At 60.8% G+C, this 22,257-nt stretch carries 24 protein-coding genes; 7 read left to right on the top strand and 17 right to left on the bottom strand.

Annotation, left to right across the window (positions count from 1 at the left end):
* Positions 1-43 precede the first annotated feature (43 nt).
* From D8U71_RS02350 to D8U71_RS02330, 5 genes are all read left to right on the top strand, one after another.
* Positions 44-2,512, top strand: a complete 2,469-nt coding sequence (locus tag D8U71_RS02350) for a beta-galactosidase (RefSeq protein WP_130887086.1) — start codon at positions 44-46, stop codon at positions 2,510-2,512.
* Between the two features lie 210 nt (positions 2,513-2,722).
* The gene (locus tag D8U71_RS02345) at positions 2,723-3,868 is read left to right on the top strand and encodes a serine hydrolase domain-containing protein (protein WP_130887085.1); all 1,146 of its coding nucleotides are present in this window, start codon (positions 2,723-2,725) and stop codon (positions 3,866-3,868) included.
* Positions 3,869-3,981: 113 nt separating this feature from the next.
* Positions 3,982-5,085, top strand: coding sequence for an OmpA family protein (locus tag D8U71_RS02340; RefSeq protein WP_130887084.1), 1,104 nt, complete (start codon positions 3,982-3,984; stop codon positions 5,083-5,085).
* A gap of 24 nt (positions 5,086-5,109) precedes the next feature.
* Entirely contained in the window at positions 5,110-5,757 is a 648-nt protein-coding gene (gene pdxH, locus D8U71_RS02335; RefSeq protein WP_073475891.1) for a pyridoxamine 5'-phosphate oxidase, read from the top strand.
* 180 nt (positions 5,758-5,937) lie between these two features.
* Positions 5,938-6,402, top strand: a complete 465-nt coding sequence (locus tag D8U71_RS02330; protein WP_016771369.1) for a glycine zipper 2TM domain-containing protein — start codon at positions 5,938-5,940, stop codon at positions 6,400-6,402.
* Between the two features lie 72 nt (positions 6,403-6,474).
* Here the strand turns inward: D8U71_RS02330 and D8U71_RS02325 are convergent, their stop codons facing one another.
* Genes D8U71_RS02325 through nhaA form a run of 5 tightly spaced genes read right to left on the bottom strand, consistent with a single transcriptional unit; the run spans position 6,475 to position 8,930 of the window.
* Entirely contained in the window at positions 6,475-6,726 is a 252-nt protein-coding gene (locus D8U71_RS02325) for a pyocin S6 family toxin immunity protein (protein WP_125925246.1), read from the bottom strand.
* 22 nt (positions 6,727-6,748) lie between these two features.
* On the bottom strand, positions 6,749-6,994 hold the full coding sequence (locus D8U71_RS02320; RefSeq protein WP_130887083.1) for a colicin E3-like toxin immunity protein: 246 nt from the start codon (positions 6,992-6,994) through the stop codon (positions 6,749-6,751).
* The gene (locus D8U71_RS02315; protein ID WP_125925248.1) at positions 6,995-7,246 is read right to left on the bottom strand and encodes a colicin E3-like toxin immunity protein; all 252 of its coding nucleotides are present in this window, start codon (positions 7,244-7,246) and stop codon (positions 6,995-6,997) included.
* Positions 7,247-7,253: 7 nt separating this feature from the next.
* The gene (locus D8U71_RS02310) at positions 7,254-7,727 is read right to left on the bottom strand and encodes a colicin E3/pyocin S6 family cytotoxin (RefSeq protein WP_232245396.1); all 474 of its coding nucleotides are present in this window, start codon (positions 7,725-7,727) and stop codon (positions 7,254-7,256) included.
* 18 nt (positions 7,728-7,745) lie between these two features.
* Positions 7,746-8,930 carry a Na+/H+ antiporter NhaA gene (gene nhaA, locus D8U71_RS02305; protein ID WP_041478038.1) on the bottom strand — a complete coding sequence of 395 codons (1,185 nt, stop codon included), beginning with the start codon at positions 8,928-8,930 and terminating at the stop codon, positions 7,746-7,748.
* Between the two features lie 251 nt (positions 8,931-9,181).
* Here nhaA and D8U71_RS02300 point away from each other — a divergent pair, with 251 nt between their 5' ends.
* Positions 9,182-10,276 (top strand): PLP-dependent cysteine synthase family protein, encoded by a 1,095-nt coding sequence (locus D8U71_RS02300; RefSeq protein WP_073475880.1) that lies wholly within the window; start codon positions 9,182-9,184, stop codon positions 10,274-10,276.
* 135 nt (positions 10,277-10,411) lie between these two features.
* Here the strand turns inward: D8U71_RS02300 and D8U71_RS02290 are convergent, their stop codons facing one another.
* From D8U71_RS02290 to D8U71_RS02280, 3 genes are all read right to left on the bottom strand, one after another.
* On the bottom strand, positions 10,412-12,025 hold the full coding sequence (locus D8U71_RS02290) for an NAD(P)/FAD-dependent oxidoreductase (protein WP_130887082.1): 1,614 nt from the start codon (positions 12,023-12,025) through the stop codon (positions 10,412-10,414).
* 96 nt (positions 12,026-12,121) lie between these two features.
* A complete protein-coding gene (locus D8U71_RS02285) occupies positions 12,122-12,775 on the bottom strand; it encodes a hypothetical protein (RefSeq protein WP_130887081.1) in 654 nt (217 codons plus the stop codon).
* Positions 12,776-12,835: 60 nt separating this feature from the next.
* A complete protein-coding gene (locus D8U71_RS02280; RefSeq protein ID WP_130887080.1) occupies positions 12,836-13,435 on the bottom strand; it encodes a short chain dehydrogenase in 600 nt (199 codons plus the stop codon).
* Positions 13,436-13,537: 102 nt separating this feature from the next.
* On the opposite strand from D8U71_RS02280, the gene D8U71_RS02275 reads away from it, so the two are divergent.
* Positions 13,538-14,452 carry a LysR family transcriptional regulator gene (locus D8U71_RS02275; protein ID WP_130887079.1) on the top strand — a complete coding sequence of 305 codons (915 nt, stop codon included), beginning with the start codon at positions 13,538-13,540 and terminating at the stop codon, positions 14,450-14,452.
* 17 nt (positions 14,453-14,469) lie between these two features.
* On the opposite strand, the gene D8U71_RS02270 is transcribed toward D8U71_RS02275, so the two are convergent.
* From D8U71_RS02270 to D8U71_RS02225, 9 genes are all read right to left on the bottom strand, one after another.
* Positions 14,470-14,946, bottom strand: a complete 477-nt coding sequence (locus tag D8U71_RS02270; RefSeq protein ID WP_130887078.1) for a DoxX family protein — start codon at positions 14,944-14,946, stop codon at positions 14,470-14,472.
* The gene (locus D8U71_RS02265; protein ID WP_130887077.1) at positions 14,943-15,701 is read right to left on the bottom strand and encodes a DNA-binding domain-containing protein; all 759 of its coding nucleotides are present in this window, start codon (positions 15,699-15,701) and stop codon (positions 14,943-14,945) included. Before D8U71_RS02265 ends, D8U71_RS02270 begins: the two co-directional genes overlap by 4 nt.
* Positions 15,698-16,585, bottom strand: coding sequence for a DUF692 domain-containing protein (locus D8U71_RS02260; protein WP_130887076.1), 888 nt, complete (start codon positions 16,583-16,585; stop codon positions 15,698-15,700). Before D8U71_RS02260 ends, D8U71_RS02265 begins: the two co-directional genes overlap by 4 nt.
* Before the next feature lie 25 nt (positions 16,586-16,610).
* On the bottom strand, positions 16,611-16,916 hold the full coding sequence (locus D8U71_RS02255) for a DUF2282 domain-containing protein (RefSeq protein ID WP_016771358.1): 306 nt from the start codon (positions 16,914-16,916) through the stop codon (positions 16,611-16,613).
* 292 nt (positions 16,917-17,208) lie between these two features.
* Positions 17,209-17,910, bottom strand: a complete 702-nt coding sequence (locus D8U71_RS02245) for an ABC transporter ATP-binding protein (protein WP_003222380.1) — start codon at positions 17,908-17,910, stop codon at positions 17,209-17,211.
* Positions 17,911-18,678 (bottom strand): high-affinity branched-chain amino acid ABC transporter ATP-binding protein LivG, encoded by a 768-nt coding sequence (gene livG, locus D8U71_RS02240; protein WP_016771357.1) that lies wholly within the window; start codon positions 18,676-18,678, stop codon positions 17,911-17,913.
* Positions 18,675-19,931 carry a high-affinity branched-chain amino acid ABC transporter permease LivM gene (locus tag D8U71_RS02235; RefSeq protein WP_016771356.1) on the bottom strand — a complete coding sequence of 419 codons (1,257 nt, stop codon included), beginning with the start codon at positions 19,929-19,931 and terminating at the stop codon, positions 18,675-18,677. The genes livG and D8U71_RS02235 overlap by 4 nt, the downstream gene beginning before the upstream one ends.
* Positions 19,928-20,851, bottom strand: a complete 924-nt coding sequence (gene livH / locus D8U71_RS02230; RefSeq protein WP_016771355.1) for a high-affinity branched-chain amino acid ABC transporter permease LivH — start codon at positions 20,849-20,851, stop codon at positions 19,928-19,930. Before livH ends, D8U71_RS02235 begins: the two co-directional genes overlap by 4 nt.
* 229 nt (positions 20,852-21,080) lie before the next feature.
* Complete coding sequence (locus D8U71_RS02225) at positions 21,081-22,208, bottom strand: branched-chain amino acid ABC transporter substrate-binding protein (protein ID WP_130887075.1); 1,128 nt, start codon at positions 22,206-22,208, stop codon at positions 21,081-21,083.
* Between the last annotated feature and the right edge of the window lie 49 nt (positions 22,209-22,257).

Genomic DNA, 22,257 nt, shown 5'->3' with positions numbered 1-22,257 from the left:
TTTCCATTGGCCTTGACTGGTCGTTAGGGAGAACTCCGTTCTTATGATCCGCCGTTCGTTGCCCGCTGTTTTCGCCATGTTCTTTGCCGCGCCGTTGCTGGCCGCGCCCGCCGGTCAGCAGACGCTGTTCAACTTCGTGCGCCCGGCCGACGTGGTCAAGGTCGCCACGGAAAACGCCGATCTGCCGCAGGCCAATGCCGAACAGACCGCGGAAGGCGAAGTGCTGCGCCGGGTGACGTTCAACCCGGTCGCCCGCCCGACCTTGCGCCTGACTCCGCAGACCGGCGCTTGGGACTGGTCGCAGTCCGGCATGATGACCTTGCGTTTGCAGAGTGCGATGAACTGGGCGGTGACGGTTTATGTGCAGATCCAGAGCAACGATGGCCGCACACTGGTCAGCCGCGTCGATCTGTCCGCCGGCCCCGCGCAAACCTTGCTGGTGCCGCTGGTGGCGTCGACGCCGCTGAGCCAGGGCATGAAAGCCGGGCCGCCGATGCCGATGACCGTTGATGGCCAACGCATCCTGCTGGCCAGCAGCACCGGCGAGATCGACCGCAGCCAAGTGGTTTCGGTGAGTCTGTCGATGGATCAGCCGAAAGTTGCGCAGAGCCTGTTGCTCGAGCGTTTCGGCGTGCAGGACGGCGAGTCGGTGACGCGCGCGGTGTACGGTAATCTGGTCGACGCATACGGTCAGTCAACCCGCAGTAAATGGCCGGAAAAAGTCAGCAGCGACGAGCAACTGAAAAGCGCCGCCAGCAAAGAGCAGCAACAGCTGAATACATGGCTGGCCGAGCGTGAAAAGGCTTCGCTGGACAAGTTCGGCGGCTGGAACAAGGGCCCGGCGTTCAAGGCCAGCGGTTTCTTTCGCACGGAAAAACGCGATGGCCGCTGGTATCTGGTGACGCCTGCAGGCCACCCGTTCTATTCGCTGGGCGTCAACACCGTCAGCCCGCAGGTCAACCAGACCTACGTGGCTGGTCGTGAGTACATGTTCGAATCGTTGCCGAAGAACGACGACCCGCTGGCCGCGCATTTCGGCGAGGGCGACAACCGTGGCGGCAACGGTGCCGATCAGGGCCGTGGCTACGGCAACGGCCGCTGGTACGACTTCTATGGCGCCAATCTGCAACGCCTGTACGGCGAACCGTGCAAGGCCGCCAGCGACAACAAGGCCGGGATTGCCGAAGCGGCAAAGGCGGGCGCGGCTGAGGCCGGCTCGGTGCAGGCTGCTGAAACCGCAGCGGTGCCTGCTGAGCCAAAATCCGGTATTGCCGAAGCGGCGCAGACCGATGCGGTGCAAGCGTCCAGCGAGGAAACCGCTCCGTGCAAAGCCAGAATTGATGAAGAACGCTGGACCCGCCATACCCTCGATCGGCTGCAAGCCTGGGGCTTCAACACGGTGGGCAACTGGAGCGCGCCGTCGCTGGCTGACGCTGAGCGCGTGCCGTACACCTTGCCGCTGTCGATCGTCGGCGATTACACCAGCATCAGCACCGGCAGCGATTGGTGGGGCGGCATGCCGGATCCGTTCGATCCGCGTTTCGCCATGGCCACCGAGCGCGCCGTGGCCATTGCCGCCCGCGATCACCGTGACGATCCGTGGCTGATCGGTTATTACGCCGACAACGAACTGGCCTGGGCTGGCCCTGGCGACGATCCGAAGGCTCGCTTCGCGCTGGCCTACGGCACGTTGAAAATGACCACCGACGTGCCGGCCAAACGCGCCTTTCTCAAGCAATTGCGCGACAAGTACCGCAATCAGGCCGGACTGTCCAAGGCCTGGGGTATCGAGCTACCGGCGTGGGAGTTGATGGAAGATCCGGGCTTCGTGCCGCCATTGCCGAACCCTGAGCATCCGGAGATCGAAGCGGATTTCAAATACTTCCAGAAGGTCTTCGCCGATACCTATTTCAAGACCATTTCCGATTCGCTGAAGTGGCACGCGCCGAACCAGATGCTCCTGGGCGGTCGTTTCGCCACCAGTACGCCTGAAGCCGTGGCCTCCTGCGCGCAGTACTGCGATGTGTTGAGCTTCAACATGTACACGCTCAAGCCGCAGGACGGTTACGACTTCGCCGCGTTGGCGGGGTTGGACAAGCCGGTGCTGATCACCGAATTCAACTTCGGCTCGGCCGACCGAGGGCCGTTCTGGGGCGGCGTGACGCAGTTGGCCAAGGAGGAAGATCGCGGCCCGGCCTATGCCAACTTCCTCAATCAGGCACTGAGCGAGCCATCGATTGTCGGCGTGCACTGGTTCCAGTATCTCGACCAACCGGTGACCGGGCGCTTGCTCGACGGCGAGAACGGCCATTTCGGTCTGGTCGGGGTCACTGACCTGCCGTATCAGGGCTTTGTCGAGGCGGTGCGTAAAAGCAATCTGCAGGCGCTGGAGCAGTTGGGCAAGGAGGCGCAGAAAACCCCGGCGGCGGAAGTGGAAGGCGGGCGCAAGGCCGAGGCTGGCAAAGCGCCGGGGGCCGCGCAGGCGGGTGGGCATTCGGGGAATGGTCACTAGGTTTCAGACCGCGTTATCGTTCTTCGCGAGCAGGCTCGCTCCCACAGGGGATCTGCGCTGCTGTTGAGATCCAGTGTGGGAGCGAGCCTGCTCGCGAAGGGATCAACACAAATTGCCGATCAACCGTCTGGCCCGCGCCTGTTCCCAAATCCCTCAAGGGCTGGAACAATGCGGGCCACTTTGTAGAGCGTTTTCGCGGGGGAGTTGCGGGTGCAGATTCAGGGACATTACGAGCTTCAATTCGAAGCGGTGCGCGAGGCTTTCGCCGCACTGTTCGACGATCCCCAGGAACGCGGCGCAGCCCTGTGCATCAAGGTCGGTGGAGAAACCGTCCTCGACCTCTGGTCCGGTACTGCCGACAAGGACGGCGCCGAAGCCTGGCACAGCGACACCATTGCCAACCTGTTCTCCTGCACCAAGACATTCACCGCCGTCACCGCGCTGCAACTGGTCGCTGAAGGCAAGTTGCAACTCGACGCCCCGGTTGCCCGCTACTGGCCGGAATTCGCCGCCGCCGGCAAAGAATCCGTCACCCTGCGCCAATTGCTCTGCCATCAGGCCGGCTTGCCGGCGCTGCGCGAACTGCTCGCCCCTGAAGCCCTTTACGACTGGCAAACGATGGTCGACGCCCTCGCGGCCGAAGCGCCATGGTGGACTCCGGGCACCGGTCACGGTTATGCCGCGATCACCTACGGCTGGCTGGTCGGCGAATTGCTGCGCCGCGCCGACGGTCGTGGGCCGGGCGAGTCGATCGTCGCTCGGATCGCCAAACCGTTGGGCCTGGATTTCCACGTGGGCCTGGCCGACGAAGAGTTTCAGCGCGTTGCGCACATCGCCCGTGGCAAGGGCAACGCCGGCGACGCTGCGGCGCAGCGCCTGCTGCAAGTGACCATGCGCGAACCGACTGCCATGACTACTCGCGCCTTCACCAATCCGCCGTCAGTGCTGACCAGCACCAACAAGCCGGAATGGCGACGCATGCAGCAACCGGCGGCTAACGGCCACGGCAACGCGCGCAGTCTCGCCGGGTTTTATGCCGGCCTGCTCGACGGCAGCCTGCTCGAGAGCGAGATGCTCGAAGAGCTGACCCGCGAGCACAGCCTTGGCGATGACAAGACTTTGCTCACTCGCACCCGTTTCGGCCTCGGCTGCATGCTCGATCAACCGGACGTGCCCAACGCCACCTACGGCCTCGGCCCACGCGCGTTCGGCCATCCGGGAGCGGGCGGCTCGATCGGTTTTGCTGATCCTGAGCACGATGTGGCTTTCGGTTTCGTGACAAATACCCTGGGGCCTTACGTTTTGATGGATCCGCGCGCGCAAAAGCTGGCGCGGGTGCTTGCCACTTGTCTGTAAAGCTTCAACAGAGGTTCCAGGGTCGGAACCTCGAAGGGATTTTCGTTTCAAAACGGCTGTTTATCCGGGCGAAAGTGCTCTGATTTTTCATTACTTCATTTTGTGGATTTTCAATGTCATCTAAAAAGACCCTCGCCCTGGCCCTGTGTGTAGCGATCACCGGTTGCGCACAGACTCCGAAAAACGATGCAGATGGCGGCAGTTGGTGGCCGTTCGGTTCTTCCGACAAAGTTGCGTCTAAAGATCCGGCTCCGGCCCCGGCTCCGCTGAAACCTGCGGCGACTGCGCCAGTGGCCAAGGCTGAGAGCAGCAACCCGTGGTACTGGCCGTTCGGTTCCAGCGACGAAGCGGTCAAGGCTGATCTGAAAGCCGAGGTCAAACCTGAAGCCAAACCGGTCGAGGTGGCCAAAGCCGAGGCGCAGTCCAATGGCAAATGGTGGTGGCCGTTCGGCGGCAAGGATCAGCCAACCGTCAAAGCCGTGCCGATGCCGGATCCGAAGGTGACTCAGGCCTGGCTGGATGACTACGAACCGCGTCTGCGTGAAGCGGTGAAAGACAGCAATCTGCAACTCGAGCGTCGCGACAACGTACTGGTGGTGACGGCGCCGGTCGAAGGCTCGTTCAATCCAGACCGCCCGGCGATGCTGCTGCCGGTCACCCTTGGCCCGTTCACTCGCGTAGCGAAAATCCTTGAAGCCGACCCGAAAACCGCAGTGCTGGTGCTCGGTCACAGCGATACCAGCGGTGCTGCGCCGGCCAACGTCAAACTGAGCCAGGAGCGTGCGCAATCGGTGGCGGCGATCTTCCGCCTCAGCGGCTTGCAACGTGATCGCCTGATGCTACGCGGCATGGGTTCCGAAGCGCCGCGTGCGGCCAACGACAGCGTTGAAGGCCGTGCCTTGAACCGTCGCGTCGAACTGCTGGTGACTCCGCAGAACACCATGGTTGCGCTGCTGAGCAAATACAACATGCCAGCACCGAAGCCTGTAACGATGGTCGCTGCGCAAGACGTCAAGCCAGTTGCCAAACCGGTTACCCCGGCGCCTGCGGCGAAAAAAGCCGCTGTGCCGGCGGCGAAAAAGGCGCCAGCCAAGAAAACCGCCGCCAAGGCTCCTGCGAAGAAGGCACCGGCCAAGGCTCCAGCGAAAAAAACTGCACCAGCCAAAGCCGCCGCGACCGACAAGAAAGTCGCCGCAGCCGACGCCGCCAAGAAGTGATCCGCTAACGAAAAGGAATCCGCCATGACCCAGGCTCTGGCCGATATGCGTCGCGACTACACCCGTGACGGTTTGACCGAGGCGCAAGCCCCGGCCGAGCCGTTTGCGCTGTTTCACCAGTGGTTCGCCGATGCGGTGAAAACCGAGCAGGCGCCGGTAGAAGCCAATGCCATGACCCTGGCCACGGTTGATGCCGACGGTCGTCCGCATTGCCGCATTTTGTTGCTCAAGGGCCTGGACGAGCAGGGCTTCACCTTCTTCACCAACTACGACAGCGCCAAGGGCCAGCATCTGGCGGCCAACCCGTTTGCCGCCATGACCTTCTTCTGGCCAACCCTGGAGCGCCAGGTGCGCATCGAGGGGCGGGTGGTCAAGGTCACGGCGCAAGAGTCTGATGCTTATTATCAAGTGCGACCGCTGGGCAGCCGCCTCGGCGCCTGGGCCTCGCCGCAGAGCCGAGTCATCAACGGTCGTGGCGAACTGGAAGATTTGCTCAAGGCCACCGAGCAACGCTTCAGCGACGGCCAGCCGCACTGCCCGGAACATTGGGGTGGTTACCGCTTGTTGCCCGAGCGCATCGAGTTCTGGCAGGGCAGGCCGAGCCGCCTGCACGATCGCCTCAACTACCGCCTCCAGGGCGCCGAGTGGATTCTGGAACGACTGGCACCCTGAGCAGTCTACCGAGCGACATAAACGCGGATGGCGCAGGATCGCTGATTTGACGCTACCTTGAGTGGACGCTCGCGGGCATCTGTACCAGGCCTGAATGGAAGCCAATTTTATCCGGATGGTGTCGTGACAGGCGCCAGGCCACGGGGTTTAATGAACACATGTTCTTTTGGAGTTGATGCTATGCGTAAGTCTGTTCTGCTGGTTGCTTCTTTTTCGACGATGGCGATGTTGCTGACCGGCTGCCAATCGAGCCTCACCGGCGACTCCTACTCCCGTGACGAAGCGCGTCGTGTACAGACGATTCGCATGGGCACCATCGAATCCCTGCGCCCGGTAAAAATCGAAGGCACCAAGACCCCGATCGGCGGCGCAGCAGGCGCAGTGGTCGGCGGCGTCGGCGGTAGCGCCATCGGCGGCGGCAAGGGCAGCATCGTTGCTGCGGTCATCGGCGCAGTGGCCGGCGGCCTGCTTGGCTCGGCCACCGAAGAAGGCCTGACCCGCACCCAGGGCGTAGAAATCACCGTCCGCGAAGACGACGGCAGCATGCGCGCCTATGTGCAGCAGGTTCAGGAGAATGAAGTATTCCGCGTTGGCGAGCGGGTACGGATCTCCACCGTTGGCGGAACCAGCCGCGTTTCGCACTAAGCGGGAAGCTGGGTAAAAGAAAACCCCGATCAGGTGACTGGTCGGGGTTTTCTTTGCTTGTGAATTGTTCATTCAGTATGTGGCGCAGGTGCCCATGAAGTATTCGAGGCCTTCTGGAAAGCTGACGTTGAGAAAGTTTTCCAATGCGGTTACCTGATCCTGAGTCAACAACAGCTCGCCGGGTTCCACCTCATCCAAGGGCTTTGATTCAATGAGCTGAGCCACTTTTTCATTCATCTCGCTGCCGGTGATATCCAGCTCGAATTGCAAGGAGTCATCTTGGACTTCGTCAGGGAAAAAACCGGCAATTAAAAGAAAGTGCATGGAGCTAATACTTTCGGGGCTGTTAGCCGTAGTCAAACGAAATTTGATAGTCGTGGACTCGCACATCGATTTGATGTTGAAAATACGGCTGAATTGTTGGCAGCCAGTTTTGAACGACGTTGAAGCTGCCATTATTGATGTTGTTGTCGGCGGAGATTCCCAAGGCGTTTAACACTGACCCGTCATCACCCAAATCTTTTGACGACTCTTCCCCCTGAAACTCCAAGGTTGCTGTGTCGTACCATTCCAATCTCAGTTCCAGTCCCATCTACCATTGATCACGGTAAACGAACGATACCTGATAGTCGTAAGAAGAAAATTGAATGGAATGCTGGAAGTGGGGCTGGAGAGTCTTGAGCCAATCGGCTTTTACATCAAATCCGCCGTTATTGAAGCTTTTCGACGGTAGGCCTAATGCTTCCATTAATGAGCCGTCCTCGCCAAAATCTTTCGACAGTTCCTCCCCCTCATCCAGTTCGGTTTGTTGTTCGTACCATTCGAGTCTGGCTTTGAGTCCCATGTAATCCTCATAAATATTTTTTAATACTACGGTTTTTTTTGGGTGGATCTATCTGTTCACCAGTTCTGTGGTCGTAAGAGCCTAAATGGCTACCATCGCTTGCGCGGTAGGCTTCAAGCTCGCCGAGTAAATAATCCCATTCATAAATTATTCGGCCTTTTGCATTGATCCAGCGATCCCGGAGCCCACCGTTGAACGGCGTTTTCTTTTTTGCTCTTCTTAAATCGGGAAAGGCTGTGATATCCGACGTTTCGGGAGCGGGGTGATAGGTATTGTCCGTCGCCCTGCGGTGGGTTTTGCACCCGGGGAATGTCCTTGTTCCGCGCCACTGATCGTCCCTTCCTTCACCATCGACAGCCCCTGAGAAGGGGCCGCACGACGTTATCGAAGCGGGGAAAGTGTGGCTGTAGGACGGGTCGCTAATGACGTGGGGATTGTTCGCTGCGTAACTGTAAGGCGAGAAATCTGTGGCGAGGGCCAAGCTCCCTCGCCACAGGGGTTATTGCAGTTGTGAATTCTTGCGACTCGCCGCCGCAGTCACCGCATAACCAATCACCGCCGCGAGGATCGAGCCGGTGAGGATGCCCATGCGATCCATACCGGCGTAATCACTCACGCCCGGTTCGAAGGCCAGCGAGCCGACGAACAGGCTCATGGTGAAGCCTATGCCGCAGAGGATCGCGACGCCGAGGACCTGGCCCCAGTTGGCGCCTTGGGGCAGGGCGGCGATGCCGATCTTGACCGCAAGCCAGGTCAGGCCGAACACGCCGATGGTCTTGCCCAACAGCAGGCCGATAGCAATGCCCATCGGTACGTCGTGGGTGAAGCTTTCGACGGTGACGCCGCTCAGTGACAGGCCGGCGTTGGCGAAGGCGAACAGCGGCAGGATGCCGTAGGCGACCCACGGGTGCAGCGCGTGTTCGAGGGTCAGCAGCGGCGACGACTCGGCGTTTTTCGTGCGCAGGGGAATGCAGAAAGCCAGGGTCACGCCGGCCAGTGTCGCGTGGACACCGCTCTTGAGCACGCAGACCCAGAGGATCAGGCCGATGATCATGTACGGTCCGAGCTTGACCACGCCGAGCCGGTTCATCGCCACCAGCGCGGCAATGCAAGCAGCCGCCAGGCCAAGGGACAGGGTAGAGAGTTCGCCGGAATAGAAGATTGCGATGATCACGATGGCGCCCAGGTCATCAATGATCGCCAGGGTCATCAGGAACAGTTTCAGCGACACCGGCACGCGTTTGCCGAGCAGGGCCAATACGCCGAGGGCGAAGGCGATATCGGTGGCGGTCGGAATGGCCCAGCCACTCAGGGCCGCGGGGTTGTCGCGATTGAGGAACCAGTAGATCAGCGCCGGCACCAGCATGCCGCCGATCGCCGCTGCGCCAGGGAGGACGATCTGCGAAGGCTTGGACAATTGGCCGTCGAGCACTTCGCGTTTGACTTCCAGACCGATCAGCAGGAAGAACATCGCCATCAGGCCGTCGTTGATCCACAGCAGCAGGGGTTTGGCGATTTTCAACGCGCCGATCTGCGCCACCACCGGGGTGTCGAGCAGGCCGGTGTACAGCCACGACAGCGGTGAATTGTTGATGATCAGCGCGAGAACGGCTGCGGCGATCAATAGCAGACCGCTGGCGGCTTCCAACTGAAAGAAACGCGTGAAAGTGCTACGCAGAGGCAAGGTCGCTCTCCATCGAATCAAGAAAAAGGTGAAACACCCTAACCCGTACCGTTAGTTGTTAAAACAAAAGTTATATTCTTTTTTGTTATATGGCGTTACAGACTGTCTCGCTCGGGCAGCACTGAGCCTAGCAGTTGCCTGACACATTGAGACTCAGCTGTATCTTTGCCGCCTGCGGGATTTTTCCTAAGCTTGCGGCAGACCTTTTTCAGAAGACCGATCTTCTGCCTGATTCAACGAGAACCGAAACCATGAGCGACAACCGACAGTGGGCCCGCGAAGCCATCCGCATCATCGAGGCGGACTTCCAGCGCAGCGCCGACACCCACCTGATCCCTTTGCCGCTGCCCGGTTTTGCCGGCATCGAGTTGTATTTCAAGGACGAATCCAGCCACCCGACCGGCAGCCTCAAGCACCGCCTGGCCCGCTCGCTGTTCCTTTACGCGCTGTGTAACGGCTGGCTCAAGCCCGGCGCGCCGGTGATCGAAGCATCCAGCGGCTCGACGGCGATTTCCGAAGCGTATTTCGCGCGCATGCTCGGTTTGCCGTTTATCGCGGTGATGCCCGCGACCACCTCGAAAGAGAAGATCGCCCAGATTGCCTTTTACGGCGGGCAGAGCCATCTGGTGCAGGATCCGACGCAGATCTACGCCGAATCCGAGCGCCTGGCCCGCGAGCATGGCGGTCACTTCATCGATCAGTTCACCTACGCCGAACGTGCCACCGACTGGCGAGCGAACAACAACATCGCCGAGTCGATCTTCCAGCAGATGCGCTACGAAAAACACCCTGAGCCGACCTGGCTGATTTCCAGCCCCGGCACCGGCGGCACCACCGCGACCCTCGGCCGTTACGTGCGCTATCGCCAGCACTGCACCCGCGTGTTGTGTGCCGATGCCGAGCGTTCGGTGTTCTTCGATTTTTACCAGACCGGAGATGCCAGCCTGCGCCTGGACTGCGGCTCGCGCATAGAAGGCATTGGCCGGCCTCGGGTGGAAGCGTCGTTCCTGCCCAAGGTGATCGATGCGATGGTCAAGGTGCCGGACGCCTTGTCGCTGGCGGCCATGCATTATCTGGCGCAGCGTTTGGGGCGGCATGTCGGCGGGTCGAGCGGGACCAATCTGATCGGTGCGCTGATGGCAGCGCAGCAGATGAAAGCGGCGGGGCAGTCTGGGTCGATCGTGGCGATCCTGTGCGATGGCGGCGAGCGTTATGCCGACACTTATTACGACCAGGAATGGTTGAAAGCGCAGGGTTACGAACTGGGTGAGTTGATTGCAGCAGTGGCGGCGAGTGCCGAGCGCGGGGAGGCGCTGCCGACCTCGGTGCTGCGCGCCAACATCTGAAGAAACGCAAAAACCAATGTGGGAGCGAGCCTGCTCGCGAAGGCGTCATCTCATTCAACATCATCATTGACTGAAATAGCGACTTCGCGAGCAAGCTCGCTCCCACAGGGTTTGTGTTGTGTCAGCTTATGCGGATCAGGCTTCCAGGCCGAGGATATCGCGAGCCACTGCCTCGGCAATGCGAATCCCGTCGACACCCGCCGAGAGAATCCCGCCGGCATAGCCCGCGCCTTCACCGGCCGGGAACAGGCCTTTGACGTTCATGCTCTGCAGCGACTCGTTGCGGGTGATGCGCAGCGGCGATGAAGTGCGCGTCTCGATCCCGGTCAGCACGGCGTCGTGCAGCGAATAACCGCGAATCTGCTTCTCGAACGCCGGCAAGGCTTCGCGGATCGCCTCAATGGCAAAGTCCGGCAGCGCCAGCGCCAGATCGCCCAGCGCCACGCCCGGCTTGTACGATGGCTCGACCTCGCCCAGTTCGGTCGACGGCTTGCCGTTGATGAAGTCGCCAACCAGTTGCGCCGGGGCCTTGTACTCGCTGCCGCCAAGGATGAACGCGTGGGATTCCAGGCGCTCCTGCAACTCGATACCGGCGAGCGGGCCGCCCGGATAATCGACTTCCGGGGTGATGCCGACGACGATGCCGGAGTTGGCATTACGCTCGTTACGCGAGTACTGGCTCATGCCGTTGGTGACCACGCGATTGGGCTCGGAGGTGGCCGCGACCACGGTGCCGCCCGGGCACATGCAGAAGCTGTAGACCGAACGCCCGTTCTTGGCGTGGTGCACCAGTTTGTAATCGGCAGCGCCAAGTTTCGGGTGGCCAGCGTATTTGCCCAGGCGCGCGCGGTCGATCAGCGACTGCGGATGTTCGATGCGGAAACCCACCGAGAATGGCTTGGCTTCCATGAACACGCCACGGCTGTGGAGCATGCGGAAGGTGTCGCGGGCACTGTGGCCGAGGGCCAGAACCACATGCTTCGAATGCAGGGTTTCGCCGCTGGCCAGTTGCACGCCGACCAGTTGGCCATCTTCGATCAGCACGTCGCTGACGCGCTCCTGGAAGCGCACTTCACCGCCCAGTTCGCGGATCTGCTCGCGCATGTTTTCGACCATACCGGTCAGGCGGAACGTACCGATGTGCGGCTTGCTGACGTAGAGGATTTCTTCCGGCGCACCGGCCTTGACGAACTCGTGCAGGACTTTGCGGCCGAGGAATTTCGGGTCCTTGATCTGGCTGTACAGCTTGCCGTCGGAGAACGTGCCCGCGCCGCCTTCGCCAAACTGTACGTTGGACTCGGGATTGAGCACGCTTTTGCGCCACAGGCCCCAGGTGTCCTTGGTGCGCTGGCGGACTTCGGTGCCGCGTTCGAGAATGATCGGTTTGAAGCCCATCTGCGCCAGCAGCAGGCCGGCGAAGATGCCGCACGGGCCGAAACCGACGACGATCGGCCGCTGGCCGAGATCGCTCGGTGCCTGGCCGACGAATTTGTAGCTGACATCCGGCGCCACGTTGACGTTACGGTCGTCGGCGAACTTGCTCAACACTCTGGCCTCGTCGCGTACGTTGAGGTCGATGGTGTAGATGAAGCACAGTTCGGAGGACTTTTTGCGCGCGTCATAGCTGCGCTTGAACAAGGTGAAATCGAGCAGATCATCACTGGCGATGCCCAGGCGTTGCACGATGGCGGTGCGCAGGTCTTCTTCGGGATGGTCGATTGGCAGCTTGAGTTCAGTGATTCGTAACATGGCGGGGATCCGGATTCGCGGGGCGCACAACTGCGCCAGGGCGTTTAAAGGCGGCGATTATAAGCCGCCGCGAGCGGATCCGTGGGGGAAAAACGATCAGTCGTTGCGTGCGCCGCCGAAATAGCCGCAGCCGCGCTGCACCTGACCGTCGATGCGCAACTCGGCGCTCATGTGCTGCACGCTGCCGGTGCTGCTGTCGACGCAGCGCTGTGGCGCGACCCACAGTTCGATGCGCTGGTTGTTGGCTTCGCTGCTGAGATTGAAGCGGCCGTCGCCCAGTTGCTCTTCCACATACGGCACCGCCAGTGGAGCCTGGCCGTCGCGCTCGATGACCATGCCTTTGCCGCTGACTTTGACGTTCCATTCCGGGCCATGGCCGGCGGCGCGCAGGATCAGCAGTTTGAAATTCGGATCGTCGCAGGCCGTGCCCGAGCGCTCGACGCGATACAACTGGCCGAGGTCGAGACGGTCGCCGGAGACCTTGCCGCGCACATCGGCAAACAGCTTGCCCTGTTCGTCGGCGAGTGTAGCGGCCTCTTGCAGGACGCTGGTGCCGCCGATGTCGTTGACCACCAGTTGCCGCTGCTCCTGGCACGGCTGGAACACCAGTTTGCCGTCGGCGGCGGTCAGTTGCCCCTGCATTCGCGTCTGCCCGGCATGGGACACACTTTCACGCTGGCCGTCGAACAACTGGCAGGCGGCAAACATCGGCAGCAGGGTAACGAGGACGATCAAACGGGCAACACGCATCTTTGGCTCTCCAGACAGGTGCTGCCACGTTACGCAGCCTGACCGTTCATCACAAGGGCCTTAACCCACGTGAAACGTCTGCCCTGTTTGCAGTCCTTCGACACTTTTCGCGTAGGCCAATGCCACTTCCGCTGCAGGAACCGGCTTGAAGCCACGGAAGTAGGGCGCGTATTTGCCCAGGGCTTCGGTCAGCACGGTCGGGCTCACCGAGTTTACCCGCAGGCCACGCGGCAGTTCGATGGCGGCGGCGCGGACGAAGCTGTCGAGGGCGCCGTTGACCAGAGCTGCCGAGGCGCCGCTGCGAATCGGGTCGTGGCTGAGCACGCCGGTGGTGAAGGTGAACGAGGCGCCGTCATTGGCGAACTCGCGGCCGATCAGCAGCAGATTGACCTGGCCCATCAACTTGTCTTTCAGGCCGAGGACGAAGCTGTCCTCAGTCATCTCGTCGAGCGCTGCAAACGTCACGTTGCCCGCCGCGCAGATCAACGCATCGAACTTGCCGGTCTGTTCGAACAGCTTGCGGATCGACGCGCTGTCGCTGATATCCACCTGCAAGTCACCGCTGTTGCGACCGATACGAATGACCTCGTGGCGTTGCGACAACTCTTTGTCCACCGCCGAACCGATGGTGCCGCCGGCGCCTATCAACAGAATTTTCATCGAGCTGTACCTCACGTGTGAATGAGGTTTCAGTCTAGAGTGGTTTTTTCTGCGGATAAGCGCACTAATAGGCAACCTTTGGTTTTCAAATGGAAACAATCCATGAGCGAAATGGATGACCTTGCCGCGTTTGCCGTGCTGATCGAAGCCGGCAGTTTTACCCTGGCCGCGCAGCAGTTGGGCTGCAGCAAGGGCCAACTCTCCAAGCGCATCAGCCAGCTCGAAGCGCAATTCAGTGTGGTGCTGCTGCAACGCACGACCCGGCGCTTGAGCCTGACGGCGGCAGGGGCGGCGCTGCTGCCGCAGGCTCAGGCGCTGGTGGTCCAGGTCGAACGCGCACGGCAGGCGTTGGCGCGGTTGAAGGACGACATGGCCGGTCCCGTGCGCATGACGGTTCCGGTGTCGCTCGGCGAGACCTTCTTCGATGGCTTGTTGCTGGAGTTTTCCGGGCAATACCCGCAGGTGCAGATCGAGTTGGAGCTGAACAACAGCTATCGCGATCTGGCCCGCGATGGCTTTGATCTGGCGATTCGCGCCGAAGTGGCCAATGACGATCGGCTGGTGGCCAGGCCGCTGTTGGCGTGGCACGAAATGACCTGCGCCAGCCCGGCCTACCTCGAGCGCTTCGGCGAGCCGGCGACGCCGCATGCCTTGGTCGAGCATCGTTGCCTGCTCAACAGCCATTACAGCGGCCGCGAAGAATGGCTGTATCACCAGCAGCACGAGTTGTTGCGGGTGCGGGTTTCGGGTCCGTTTGCCAGCAATCACTACAGCCTGTTGAAGAAAGCAGCGCTGTCCGGCGCCGGCATCGCCCGTTTGCCGTCGTATCTCCTGCAAGCGGAACTGGCGGACGGCCGCTTGCGCTGGTTGCTGCGCGATTACCAGACCCGGCGCATGCCGATGTATCTGGTGCACCCGTATCAGGGTGGATTGCCCAAGCGCACGCAGGTGCTCGCGGATTATTTGATGGGCTGGTTCAAGCGCAGTGGCGAGGCGCTGGATCGACTCCAGTCCTGACATCGAACAGTTTCAGGTCAGCCTTGGAATCGGCGCGCGATCAGCTGATCGATCGACAATTTGCCCGGCCCGGTCGCCATGAGGTACAGCAACACCGCCGCCCAGGTGCCGTGGGTGGGGTAGGCATCCGGGTAGACGAACAATTGAATGGTCAGGGTCATGCCCAGCAGTGCCAGCGCGGAAAACCGCGTCGCTAGGCCGAGCAGGATCAGTAGCGGAAACACATGCTCGGCAAACGCCGCCAGATGCGCGGCAATTTCCGGCGACAACAGCGGCAGGTTGTACTCGCTCTGAAACAGCGGAATCGTCGAATCGGCCAAACGTGGCCAGCCCAGTTCAAAGGTGCCGTCAATCAAGTCGACGGCCAGTCCTTCGACCTTGGTTTGCCCGGATTTCCAGAACACCGCAGCGATGGAAAAACGCGCGATGAGGGCAATCAGGCTGTGCGGGATTTTTTCGAACAGCGCGATGACGCACAGGATAAAAGCCTTCATGGCAACTCCTTGTAATTCAGACGGGTAATCGCGTTATGCGCAATCAGTAAGGCGAGGGTTTGGGCGAGATCGAACGGCGGGCTGTTTTCTGCCGCCGCGAGCAGTGGCGAGCCTTGGAGCAGATGACGAAGGAACACGCTCGCACCCGCCTCAAGAGCGAACACCTCAACGTCGAGACCATTGCGCAGCACCAGGGCATGCTGGCCTTGATTCAGGCCAATGCCCGCCAGATTTGGCTCCTGCTGATGCGCGGCCCAGATCGCCACGACCGCAAAAGCAGAGTCGAGCAGGTGCAGCGAGGGATGCAGTTCGAAACACAGTTCACTCAGCGACTGCGGATCGGCCAGCGCGGCACTGACTTGTTCAGGCCGGATCGGCTGCGCATCAGCGGCGTGGTAGGCGACAGTACGCAAATGCTCGAGTCGCGCGACATCAGCCACATAAGGCACGCCGGCAATGGGTTCGAATTGTGCGATGAAGTCGGCGAAGTGCTCGCCATAGCGGCTCATCAACGGACTGTGTGGCGGCTGACTCTGGACGAAAATCGCTGCCATGGCGCGGAAGAACTCCTCGCCGACCAATTGCAGCACCACCGGATAGCTGTCGGCCAGGGCATTGATCAACGAGCTCTGCACGTTGTTGCGATAGACCGCAAAACGTCGCGACGGATCGGCGCCGTTGCGGCTGCACAGGCCCTTGGGATACGGCAGTTGCGCATTGAGCAGGGCGGCGGCGAAGTCCGCTTGCGTGCTCATGCCGCACGCTCCGCGCGGCGCAACAGCGTCTCGGCTTGCTGCGCTTCGGCGAGCAAAACGTCAAAGGCCGGCACCTGATTATCACGTTCGATCAGCGTCGCCACCGGGCCGATACGTTGCAGCACTTGCCGGTACAGATCCCAGACGGCCTGATCAATCGGCGCGCCGTGGTCGTCGATCAGCAAGCGGTAGCCGAGGTTGTCGCAATCTTCAGCGAAGCCGGCCAGATGAATCTCGCCGGCCGCGTGCAGCGGTAACGCATCGAGGTAGGCCAGAGGATCGCGCTGATGGTTGATGCACGACACGTAGACATTGTTGACGTCGAGCAACAAGCCGCAGCCGCTGCGGCGGATCACTTCGCCGATGAACTCGGCCTCGTCGATCGTCGAGTGCTCAAATCCCAGATAGGTCGCCGGGTTCTCCAGCAGCATCGGTCGTTTCAGCGTGTTCTGCACCTGGTCGATGTGCGCACAGACGCGGTTCAGTGTCGGCGTGTCGTAAGCCAGTGGCAGCAGGTCATTGAGGAACACCGGGCCGTGGCTCGACCACGCCAGATGTTCGGAAAAAGCTTGCGGTTGATAGCGCTCGATCAGCTCGGCGAGGCGGTTGAGGTGCTGGCTGTCCAGCGCGCCTTCGCCACCGATCGACAGGCCCACGCCGTGCAATGACAGCGGGTACTGTTGGCGAATCAGACCGAGGAAATGATGAAACGGGCCGCCGGCCACCATGTAGTTTTCGGCGTGGACTTCGAAGAAACCGAGGTCCGGTACGGAGCCGAGCACTTCGAGGAAGTGCCCGGTCTTGAGCCCCAGCCCGGCGCGGGCAGGGAGCTCGGTGCGAGCGGCCTGAGTGCGCGGCAGGGACGGTTCGTGATGACTGAACATGGGCGTCACTCAGGCAGGCCGTGGATCAGGACTTGGCTTTGAAGGCTTCGAGCTGACCGAAGCCGGTCGGCGAGGTTTTGCTTTCGGTGGTGGCGCAGGTGCCTTTCGGAACGAGCTTCCAGGCGTTGGCCTGGTAGTCCATTTTCGCCGTGCCGGCGCAGGTAGTCCCGGCACCTGCGGCGCAATCGTTCTTACCCTTCATGGCCACGCCGAAGCATTTTTCCATGTTGGCATCGGCGGCCTGGGCGGTGGAGACAGTGGCGATGCTCAGAGCGGAACCGAGGGCCAGAACCAGGGCGGTAGCGGACAGGGTACGGGTAGTCGCAGTCATGATGTTTCTCCAGTTTTTTATCAGGGTTTCTGCAAGCGGTTTGCGCTTGCTTGTCCCTCTAGAGAACGGGTGGGTGGATGCGTTACAGGCGGGGCGAGAAATTTATGAAAAATTTCGGATTCAGCTGTATCCCTGTGGGAGCGAGCCTGCTCGCGAAGGCGGTGTGTCAGGCACCCATAATGTTGAATGACAGAGCGCTTTCGCGAGCAGGCTCGCTCCCACAGGGTTACCTTGGTGGTGCTCAGGAAACAAAAAACGGCCCGAAGGCCGTTTTTTTGTGCAGCGATAACACTCAACCGCCGAGGTACGCCTCGCGTACTTTCGGGTCGGTCAGCAGCGCTTCACCGGTGCCTTGCATGACCACGCGGCCGTTCTCCAGAACGTAGGCGCGGTCAGCGATTTTCAGCGCCTGGTTGGCGTTCTGCTCGACCAGGAACACCGTCACACCGTCCTTGCGCAGCTGTTCGATGATGTCGAAGATCTGCTGGATGATGATCGGCGCCAGACCCAGCGATGGCTCGTCGAGCAGCAGCAGCTTGGGCTTGCTCATCAGCGCACGGCCGATGGCGAGCATCTGCTGTTCGCCGCCGGACATGGTGCCGCCGCGCTGGTTGAAACGCTCTTTCAGGCGTGGGAAAAGTCCGAGAACCTTGTCCATCTGTTCCTGATAGTCGCCCTTGTCGGTGAAAAATCCGCCCATCGACAGGTTTTCTTCCACGGTCAGACGGGCAAACACCCGACGCCCTTCCGGGACCACGGCGATGCTCTTGCGCATGATCTGCGACGAGTCCTGGCCGACCAGTTCCTCACCCATGTAGCGGATGCTGCCGCTGTGCGCCTGCGGCGAACCGCACAGCGTCATCAGCAGCGTGGATTTGCCGGCACCGTTGGCGCCGATCAGCGTCACGATCTCGCCCTGACGGACTTCGACGTTGACGCTGTGCAGGGCCTGGATCTTGCCGTAGAAGGTGGAAACGTTTTCGAACTGCAGCATTTACGCTTCCCCCAGGTAGGCTTTGATCACTTCAGGATTGTCGCGGATCTGTTCCGGCGTGCCGTCGGCCAGCGGCGTGCCCTGATTGATCACGACGATGTGATCGGAAATGCTCATGACCAGTTTCATGTCGTGTTCGATCAGCAGCACGGTGACGTTGTGCTCTTCGCGCAACACACCGATCAACGCCTTGAGGTCTTCGGTTTCCTTCGGGTTCAGGCCGGCGGCCGGTTCGTCGAGCATGAGAATCCGCGGGCGGGTCATCATGCAGCGGGCGATTTCCAGACGCCGTTGCTGGCCGTAGGCGAGGGTGCCGGCGGTGCGGTTGGCGAACTCTTTGAGGTTGACCTTTTCCAGCCAGTACTCGGCAAATTCCATCGCCTCGCGCTCGCTTTTGCGGAACGCCGGGGTCTTGAACAGGCCGGACAGGAAGTTGGTGTTCAAGTGACGGTGCTGGGCGATCAACAGGTTCTCGACCGCGGTCATATCCTTGAACAAACGCACGTTCTGGAAGGTCCGCACCACGCCTTTGAGGGCGATCTTGTGGCCCGGCAGGCCCTGGATCGGCTCGCCGTCGAGCAGGATGCTGCCGCCGGTAGGCTGATAGAAGCCGGTCAGGCAGTTGAACACGGTGGTCTTGCCGGCGCCGTTCGGGCCGATCAGTGCAACCACCTGCTTTTCCTTGACGGTCAGCGCCACGCCGTTGACCGCGAGCAAGCCGCCGAAGCGCATGCTCAGATTTTCGACTTTAAGGATCTCGCGGCTCATTTGCGCAACTCCATGTGTGGGCGTTGCATCGGCAGCAGACCTTGTGGACGCCAGATCATCATCAGCACCATCAGCGCACCGAACATCAACATGCGATACTCGCTGAACTCACGCATCATTTCCGGCAACAGGATCATCACGATCGCCGCCAGAATCACACCCAGTTGCGAGCCCATGCCACCCAATACGACGATGGCGAGGATGATCGCCGACTCGATGAAGGTGAACGACTCGGGCGTTACCAGCCCCTGACGTGCAGCGAAGAAGCTGCCGGCGAAACCGGCGAACGCAGCACCCAGGGTGAACGCGGAGAGCTTGATCACAGTCGGGTTCAGGCCCAACGCGCGGCAGGCGATTTCGTCTTCACGCAGTGCTTCCCATGCGCGACCGATCGGCATGCGCAGCAGACGGTTGATCACGAACAGCGCGGCCAGTGCGAGCAACAGCGCAACCAGGTAAAGGAAGATCACCTTGTTGATCGAGTTGTATTGCAGGCCGAAATACTCGTGGAACGTCTGCAGGCCTTCGGCGGCTTTGCGCTCGAAGGTCAGGCCGAAGAACGTCGGTTTTTCGATGTTGCTGATGCCGTTCGGGCCACCGGTGATGTCGGTCAGGTTACGCAGGAACAGACGGATGATCTCGCCGAAACCCAAGGTCACGATCGCCAGATAGTCGCCGCGCAGACGCAACACCGGGAAGCCCAGCAGGAAGCCGAACGTCGCCGCCATCAGGCCGGCAATCGGCAGGCAGATCCAGAAGCTCAAGCCGTAGTAATGCGACAGCAGCGCGTAGCTGTAGGCGCCAACGGCGTAGAAACCGACGTAACCCAGGTCAAGCAGACCGGCCAGACCGACGACGATGTTCAGGCCCAGGCCGAGCATCACGTAGATCAGGATCAGCGTTGCGATATCCACCGCGCCACGGGAGCCGAAGAACGGCCAGACCAGGGCGATCAGAATCAGCGCAATGATGAAATAGCGCTGGGTGGTTGGCAGGGTCAGAAAGTTGCTGGCCTTGGCCGGGATCAGCGGCATGCCCGGCGAGGAGCGCCAGGCCTTGCTGATCTGCTGGTTGAACAGCACGCGCAGGAACATCAGCACCGAGCAGATCGCGATGGTCGCGAGTACCGCAGGGCTGGTGTTGTGCACTTCCAGATTGATGCCGACGATGGTCAGTTTCAGACCGAGTACCGGGTAGGCCACCGCCCACACCAGCAAGGCACTGAACAGTGCCTGTTTAAGATTCCTAGTCATACTTTCTCAACCTCCGGACGGCCCAGAATGCCGGTCGGACGGAACAACAGCACCAGAACCAGCAGGCCGAACGCAACGACGTCCTTGTACTGGTCGCCGAAGATATCGGCACCGAACGCTTCCGCTACACCGAGCACCAAGCCGCCGAGCATTGCCCCGGGGATGCTGCCGATGCCGCCCAGTACCGCAGCGGTGAAGGCCTTGAGGCCGACGAGGAAACCGGCGTTGGGGTTGATCACGCCGTATTGCATGCTCAGCAGCACTGCGGCAACGGCGGCCAGCGCAGCACCGATGACGAAGGTCAGGGCGATGATGTTGTTGGTGTTGATGCCGAGCAGGTTGGCCATCTTGATGTCCTCGGCACAGGCGCGGCAGGCGCGGCCCAGACGGGAACGGGAGATGAACAGGGTCAGGCCGAGCATGGCGATCAGGGTCACCACGAACACCACGATCTGCATGTAGGAAATCAGCACTTCTTGTGCGCCACCCGGACCGAAGGCGAAGTTGCCCGGGATCAGGTTGGGGATAGCTTTGTCCTTGGAGTCTTGCGCCAGCAGAACGGTGTTCTGCAGGAAGATCGACATACCGATGGCAGAAATCAGCGGGATCAGACGGTTGCTGCCGCGCAGGGGACGGTAGGCGATCCGTTCGATGCTGTAACCGTAGGAACTGGTGACGACGATGCTGGCGATGAACGCCGCGGTCATCAACAGCGGGACGCTGTCGAGTCCCATCATGGTCAGCCCGGCGATGGCGATGAAGGCCACGTAGGAACCGATCATGTACACCTCGCCGTGGGCGAAGTTGATCATTCCAATGATGCCGTAGACCATCGTGTAGCCGATTGCGATCAGGGCATACATGCTGCCAACGTTGAGGCCGTTAACCAGCTGTTGGAAGAAGTGATAGAGGTCAGGCATTACAGCGCTCCTAAAAACCTGTACGCATTTCACTGGTGGAGTCATTTTCCCGCCCGGCCCCGTGGATCTCTATCCACTTCGAATCCGGGTTTTGCCAGCGAACCGCTGATGACGGTTTTGAGATTTTCAGGTGGGTCGACTGGCGGATCACGCCAGCGCGGCCCATACATTCGCAAAACAAAGCCCACGGCACGCCGTGGGCTTTATTGGCAGTCAGTCGGGCAAGGCCTTACTGAGGCGAAACTTCGGTTTTAGGTTTGCCGTTGTGCCACTCGTACACGACAAATTTGAAGTCCTTCAGGTCGCCCTTGTCGTCGAAGCTCAGGTCGCCGGTCGGGGTCTTGAACGAACCGGCGTGGATGGCTTCAGCCACTTTGGTAGCGTCTTCGGACTTGGCCGCCTTGATGCCTTCGGCAATCACGGTCACTGCCGAGTAGGACGGGAACACGAACGGACCGCTCGGATCTTCCTTCTTGGCTTTGAACGCGTCAGCCAGGGCAACGTTGGCCGGATCCTGGTCGAACGATTTCGGCAGGGTCACCAGCAGGCCTTCGGACGCATCCTTGGCGATCTGGGTGATCGAGTCGTTACCCACGCCTTCCGGACCCATGAAGCGGGCTTTCAGGCCTTTTTCCTGAGCCTGACGCAGAATCAGACCCAGCTCCGGGTGGTAGCCGCCGTAGTAGACGAAGTCGACGCCGGCTTGCTTGAGCTTGGCGATGATGGCGGAGAAGTCTTTATCGCCGGCGTTGACGCCTTCGAAGACGGCAACCTTGGTGCCTTTCTTCTCGAGGGTCGATTTCACCGCGGTGGCGATGCCTTCACCGTACTGCTGTTTGTCGTGCAGCACGCCAACCACTTTCGGTTTCACGTGATCGGCGATGTAGTTGCCGGCGGCAGGGCCTTGGGCGCTGTCGAGACCGATGGTGCGGAAGATCATTTTGTAGCCACGGGCGGTGATGTCCGGGCTGGTGGCAGCCGGGGTGATCATGATCACGCCTTCGTCTTCGTAGATGTCCGAAGCTGGCTGGGTGGAGCTGGAGCACAGGTGACCGACCACGAACTTGACGCCGTCGTTGACGACCTTGTTCGCTACCGCTACCGCTTGTTTTGGATCGCAGGCATCGTCGTATTCAACGGCTTCGAGGTTCTTGCCGTCGACGCCGCCCTTGGCGTTGATCTGCTCGATGGCCATTTTCGCGCCACTGAACTGCATGTCGCCGTACTGGGCTACTGGACCGGTTTTAGGACCGGCGATACCGATTTTGATGGTGTCAGCTGCGAACGAATGGCTGGCAACCCCGGCCAGAACCATAGCGGCAAACAGTTTGGAAATCTGCTTAGTAGCCTTAGTCATAGTGCTCCACTCTTACTGTTGTATTTTTTAGAGTTCTGGCGCCGTAGCA

This window comes from Pseudomonas sp. Sample_21 (assembly GCF_004307525.1).
GTDB lineage: Bacteria > Pseudomonadota > Gammaproteobacteria > Pseudomonadales > Pseudomonadaceae > Aquipseudomonas > Aquipseudomonas atacamensis.
The sequence above is the reverse complement of the archived record's forward strand: the minus strand, read 5'-3'. Positions and strand labels throughout refer to the sequence as shown.